General features: G+C 69.0%; 5 protein-coding genes. 1 reads left to right on the top strand and 4 read right to left on the bottom strand.

Annotated features, from left to right (window positions below; translation table 11 throughout):
* Nucleotides 1-171, bottom strand: a 171-nt coding sequence (locus tag VD972_RS44195; protein WP_324995951.1) for a metal-dependent hydrolase, incomplete at its 3' end; no start/stop codon positions are given.
* Nucleotides 172-384: 213 nt separating this feature from the next.
* Between VD972_RS44195 and VD972_RS44190 the strand changes: the two genes are divergently transcribed.
* The gene (locus VD972_RS44190) at nt 385-2133 is read left to right on the top strand and encodes a di-heme-cytochrome C peroxidase (RefSeq protein ID WP_324995949.1); all 1749 of its coding nucleotides are present in this window, start codon (nt 385-387) and stop codon (nt 2131-2133) included.
* A 12-nt stretch (nt 2134-2145) separates the two neighbouring features.
* Here VD972_RS44190 and VD972_RS44185 read toward each other — a convergent pair whose 3' ends face one another.
* The 3 genes from VD972_RS44185 to VD972_RS44175 all read right to left on the bottom strand — a co-directional run.
* Entirely contained in the window at nt 2146-3030 is an 885-nt protein-coding gene (locus VD972_RS44185) for a LysR family transcriptional regulator (RefSeq protein ID WP_324995947.1), read from the bottom strand.
* A gap of 81 nt (nt 3031-3111) precedes the next feature.
* A complete protein-coding gene (locus VD972_RS44180; protein ID WP_324995945.1) occupies nt 3112-4251 on the bottom strand; it encodes a tetratricopeptide repeat protein in 1140 nt (379 codons plus the stop codon).
* 74 nt (nt 4252-4325) lie between these two features.
* Nucleotides 4326-5022: Circumsporozoite protein (locus VD972_RS44175; RefSeq protein ID WP_324995943.1), on the bottom strand; the 697-nt coding region annotated here is incomplete at its 5' end.

Genomic DNA, 5022 nt, shown 5'->3' with positions numbered 1-5022 from the left:
CACGACGGAGTTCTCCGCGGGCAGCAGGTTGTCCAGGTCCGGCAGCTCGGCGGCCAAGGCGCACCCGAGCAGGACGGCCTTGTCCGTGGCGGACAGCGGGGCACCGGGAGTGTCCGGCCGGCGCAGCGCACCCACGGCGACGCCCAGCAGTCCGTGAGTGAGGTTGTCCATGGGGCCGGTCAATCCATGAGAGCGCGCGCCACCGCCCGTCCGTGCAGGCTGTGGAAGCTATACACGTTCGGTCCGCTGCTTCCACCTTGGCTTCAAGCCCGGACTGCCGGCTGAGGTGGCCAGAATGTGGACACCCGGTGAGCCGATCATGGTCATTTTTTCCCGCAGGAGGGGCGTGTTACCCAGCCATGGCTTTCAACGGAGGAGAGCGCCATGCGTCGACACCCTTGCCTCGTCGTTCCCTTGCTCTTGCTGGCAGCCTGCGCGACCACGGGAGAGTTCCCTCCCGGCAAGCCGGATCCCCTCGGACGAGCCCGCGAGGTGCTGGAAGGGTTTGGCAAGCGTGCAGGGCTCGTGCTCGAGACGGATGCCTATGGCGACGGTGCGACCCGGCTCGTCTACCTGGACCAGGGATGGGGCCCGCCCGAGACCCTGTGGTACTACCACGCCGATCAGGGCTCGGTCCTCATGCCCTACGACACCCTGGTGCACCTGGAGCAGGCCGACAGCGACAAGCCGTTCATCCTCCCCGAGCACCTGACGCGCTTTCGCTTCCTCCCCCAGCACAAGACGCCGAACAACCCCGACGCCCTCCCCGTGGGCTTCGCCCGCCACAAGGACAAGGTGGGCCTGACGTGTGCGGCTTGCCATACCGGGCAGATCAACTACCGCGGCACGGCGATGCGCATCGACGGCGCTCCGGCCCTCATCGACTTCGTCGGTCTTCTCCGGGCCATGAAGGCGGCGCTGGCGGCCACGCTGGCGGATGACGCCAAGCTCGCGCGCTTTGCCGCCGCGGTGCCGCGAGGTGGCAAGGACAGCGCCAGTCTCGAGGCGGCGCGCCAGAGCCTCACGCAGACGCTGCAGTGGTTCGAGAACTACGACGCCGTCAATCGCTCCACCACGGTGGAAGGCTTCGGCCGGCTCGACGCGGTCGGGCGGATCATCAACCAGGCGATCCGATTCACCAGCGATCCCAAGAACAGCATCGAGCCCAATGCCCCCACCAGCTTCCCACTCCTGTGGGATGCGCCGCGCCACGACTACGTGCAGTGGACGGGGTTCTCGGCCAACGCGGGCGCGGGCTCGCTCGGCCGCAATACCGGCGAGGTGGTGGGGGTCTTCGGGCATGTCGAGGTGAAGCACTACGAGACGGAGCAGGAGGCCAGGAGAGGGTATCCCTCGACGATCGAGACGAACGAGCTGGTCGCGATGGAGGAGACCTTGCGAAGCCTGCAGTCTCCGCAGTGGCCGGAGGAGCTCCTGCCCCCCATCGATCGCCAGCGGGCGGCCCGAGGCGAGGCCCTGTACAGGACGCACTGCCTGTCGTGTCACGCGTCCATCGACCGCGATGATCCCAAGCGGAGCGTCGTCGCCATGATGACAGGCATCGACATCGTGGGAACCGACGAGACCACCGCCAGGAACATCGTCGAGGCGCGTGTCCCGGCGGGAGTGCTCGAGGGCGCCATCTCCCTCAAGGGAGAGAAGTACGGCGCAGAGGTGAGCGCGCTCGCCCTGGTGGGCGACCTGGCCACGCGCTCCGTGTCGGCACATCCCGATGCGGCGCTGAAGGCCGTCGCGAATGCCAGGCTCCACGGGCAGACAGAGACAGCCAGGCAAGGCAACCATACGAAGAGCAGCGACAAGAACCCTACGGCCGAGCTGCTGTCCTACAAGGCCCGCCCGCTCAATGGAGCCTGGGCCTCCTCTCCGTACCTCCACAATGGCTCGGTGCCCACGCTCTATGACTTGCTCCTGCCTCCCGCCGAGCGGCCCCGGGTGTTCTCCGTCGGCCGCTGGGAGTACGACCCTCGGAAGGTGGGCTACGTCAGCGACGGCCAGGTGCCGTTCGTGCTCGACACCCGCGCGGTCGGCAACTCCAACCGCGGGCACGAGTATGGCGTGACGCTCCCCGAGGAAGATCGCTGGGCGCTCGTGGAGTACCTCAAGACCTTGTGACGGCAGCGCCCGTCACAGCGGATCCAGGAAGCGGCGCACGTGCGCGAGCACCAGCTTGATCTTGGGAATCTCCGAGAGGGACTCGGGCACGCTGATGCGGACCGGGCGCTCACGCCCGACGACATCGGCCAGCACGGGCACCAGCAGGCCCTCGGGAGTGCCTGGATCCGGCAGCTCAATGCTGGGGACAAAGCCAATGCCCATCCCAGCGATGCAGCAGGAGCGAATGAAGTGGATGTCCGTCGCGATCAGCGATGGCTTGACCGTGAACGAGGTGCCTCGGAGCGTGGGCCAGATGCGCCCATCGTCTCCCGGCGCCTCCCAGGAGAAGAGCTCGTGGCCTTGCAGTTCCTCCACGGAGCGGGGGACTCCGCGCTGCCGCAGGTACTCCTGGGAGGCGATCAGCCCCTCGTGCACCCGCAGCACCACATGCGAGAGCCACGGCCCCTTGGGCGTGTCCTCCCCGAAGTGGACCGCCAGGTCCACGTCCTCCAGCGGCTCGCCCAGGGGATCATTGCCGAAGCGAGCGTGGACGCGCAACAGCGGATAGCTGGTCCGCAGCAGCCCGAAGATTGGCGTGAGGAGGTGCGGCGGCAGTCCCACGGGCATCACCACCCGCAGCAACCCCGAGGGGGCCTGGCCCACCTCTCGGATGGACGTCAACAGCGCGCTCGTCTCCTGCATCATGATCCGCCCGCGCCTGGCGAGCACCTCGCCGGCCTCGGTCAAGACGATGCCCTGCCGGGTGCTCTTGAGGAGCGGCACGCCGGCCCGCGCCTCGAGCGCCTCAACGCGGCGCCTCAAGGTCGTGCGCGACACGCCCAGGGAGTCCGCGGCGGCCAGGAACGAGCCCGTCTCCGCGACGTCGAGAAACGCGCGCAACTCTTCCAGGTCCATGCTCTTGCCTCGTGAGCCGGAGTGTAGCTCCCCAGAGGGAGTCCCCGTCACTGGCAAGTCCGTGGGAGCTGCTGCCCGTTCCTACTTCGCCTTCGAGCCGAGCGCCGCCACCAGCCGGTCCGCCTGCTCGCGGATCTTCGGATCCGTGCTGGCCTGGGCCCGCTCGGCATGTGTGCGTGCCCGTTTTGCCTCGGTGTCCGCCAGCGCGAGGGCCAGGTTGAGGTTCACGCCCGGATCCTCCGGGTGCACCGCCAGGGCCCGCTCCAGCACGGCCCGCGCCGCGGCCGCGCCACCTGGGCGCGACATCAACAGCACGGCCAGATCATTGGCGGGCCCGGGCTCGTCCGGCGCCAGCTTCACGGCCTCCTCCAGCAAACGCTGAGCCTCGGCGTCATCGCCCTGCCGGCGCCGCACCTTCGCCAGCGCCAGCCGCACGTCCGCGGAGCCCGGGAGACGCTCGAGCGCCTCTCGCAGGATGCGCTCGGCGTCCTCGTTCTTCCCCGCCACCAGCATGGCCAGCCCGTGCAGGTAGACGGCGTCCACGCTCTTCGGCAGCTTCAGGCGCAGCTCAATGGCGGCACGCATCGCCGCATCCGGCGCCCCAGCGGCCAGGGAGAGCAGCGCGAACTCGCGGTAGAGGATCGGCTCCTCGGGGGAGCGGAGGATGGCCTGCTGCAGGCTCACCAGCGCCGCACCGATCTGGCCCTGCAGCACCTGGACGCGCGAGGCCATGAGCAGGGGCAGGTGCTCGGTCCGGGTGGCCTTGGCGGCCTCCTGGTAACGCTTCAGCGCCTGATCCAGGCGCTTCTGGGCCTGGAGCGTCATGCCCAGGTAGGTGAGCACTTGAGGATTGCCCGGTTGCAGGTGCAGGGCCCGCTCCAGCTCGGCGGTCGCGGCCTCATGCTGGCCGGCCGTCAGCAGCGCCCGGCCATGGTTGAGCACCTCGAAGAAGCCGGCCTTGGGCTGGGAGGCCAGCGAGGCCAACAGCTCCAGCGCACGCGCGTTGCCGTCCTGGGCCTCCAGCCTCGCCATGTGGCTGAGGGCCTCGGGATGCGTGGGGTGCAAGTCAATGAGTCGGCGCAGCACACCGCGCGCGGCCTCATCGTCCTGTTGCGCCAGGCGCAGCCGGGCCAAGCCCAGCAGCGCACCGGCGTCTTTGGGATCCTGCTGGAGGGCGCTCTCGAACTCACGGGCCGCCTCTTTCAGGAGGCCCTGCTTCATGAGACGCGCTGCGGATGCTGCAAGCTTGGAGACGGCCATCGATCCTTAGGAGGAAAGAGATGGCGCGAGCTTAATTAGAGGCCGAAGAAATCGCCAACGTCCTCGACCACGTTGCCCAGGCCATCCACCGCGCTGGAGAACACGTCACCGGCCGCATCCAGCACCGCGTCGCCCGCGTTGATGGCGCCCTCGGCCACATTCTCCAGGATCTCGCCGCCCGCCGCCGCCGCCGTCTCGCCCACGGCCTCCAGGATGTTACCGGCGTTGATGGAGCCCTCGATCTCCACGCCCAGCCCGAGTCCCGCGGTGGCCTCGACGCCCACGTCGAACTCGAGGTTGCCGTCGTTCAGGCCGATGTTGGCGTGCGCATCGCCGCTCACGCCCGCGCTGGCGCTGGCGGTGATGCTGGCCGACGCCAGGGTGTCACCCTCGTGCGACAGCTCGATGGAGCCGGTGAGGCTGGCCTGCGCACCCGCGAAGCCATTCGCCGAGGCGTTGATGGACAGCTGCCCGTCCGTGCCCACATGCAGGTCCAGGTTGAGGTGGCCGTCCGCGCCGATCTTGCCCATCGCCTCGAGGTCCAGCTCGACCGCGTACTCCTCGCCGGCGATCTCGAACTCAACGCGCTTGGTCGCGCCCGCACCCGCCTCCACCGCCGTGGCGTCGATGTCCACCTGGAGGCTCACGTCGATGCCGTCCAGGCCGATGTCCGCGTCCACCTCGGCGTTCGCGGTCAGCGAGGGCCCCTCGACGTGAGCGCGCGTCTCGACG

The organism is Hyalangium sp., assembly GCF_035629615.1.
Taxonomy (GTDB): domain Bacteria; phylum Myxococcota; class Myxococcia; order Myxococcales; family Myxococcaceae; genus Hyalangium.
Note: the sequence above shows the minus strand (reverse complement) of the source record. Positions and strands in the feature narration are given on the sequence as shown.

Bases quoted from the DNA above. Each gene is read 5' to 3' on its own strand.
- VD972_RS44190 (WP_324995949.1), top strand. From the start codon at position 385: ATGCGTCGACACCCTTGCCTCGTCGTTCCCTTGCTCTTGCTGGCAGCC.
- VD972_RS44185 (WP_324995947.1), bottom strand. From the start codon at position 3,030: ATGGACCTGGAAGAGTTGCGCGCGTTTCTCGACGTCGCGGAGACGGGC.
- VD972_RS44180 (WP_324995945.1), bottom strand. From the start codon at position 4,251: ATGAAGCAGGGCCTCCTGAAAGAGGCGGCCCGTGAGTTCGAGAGCGCC.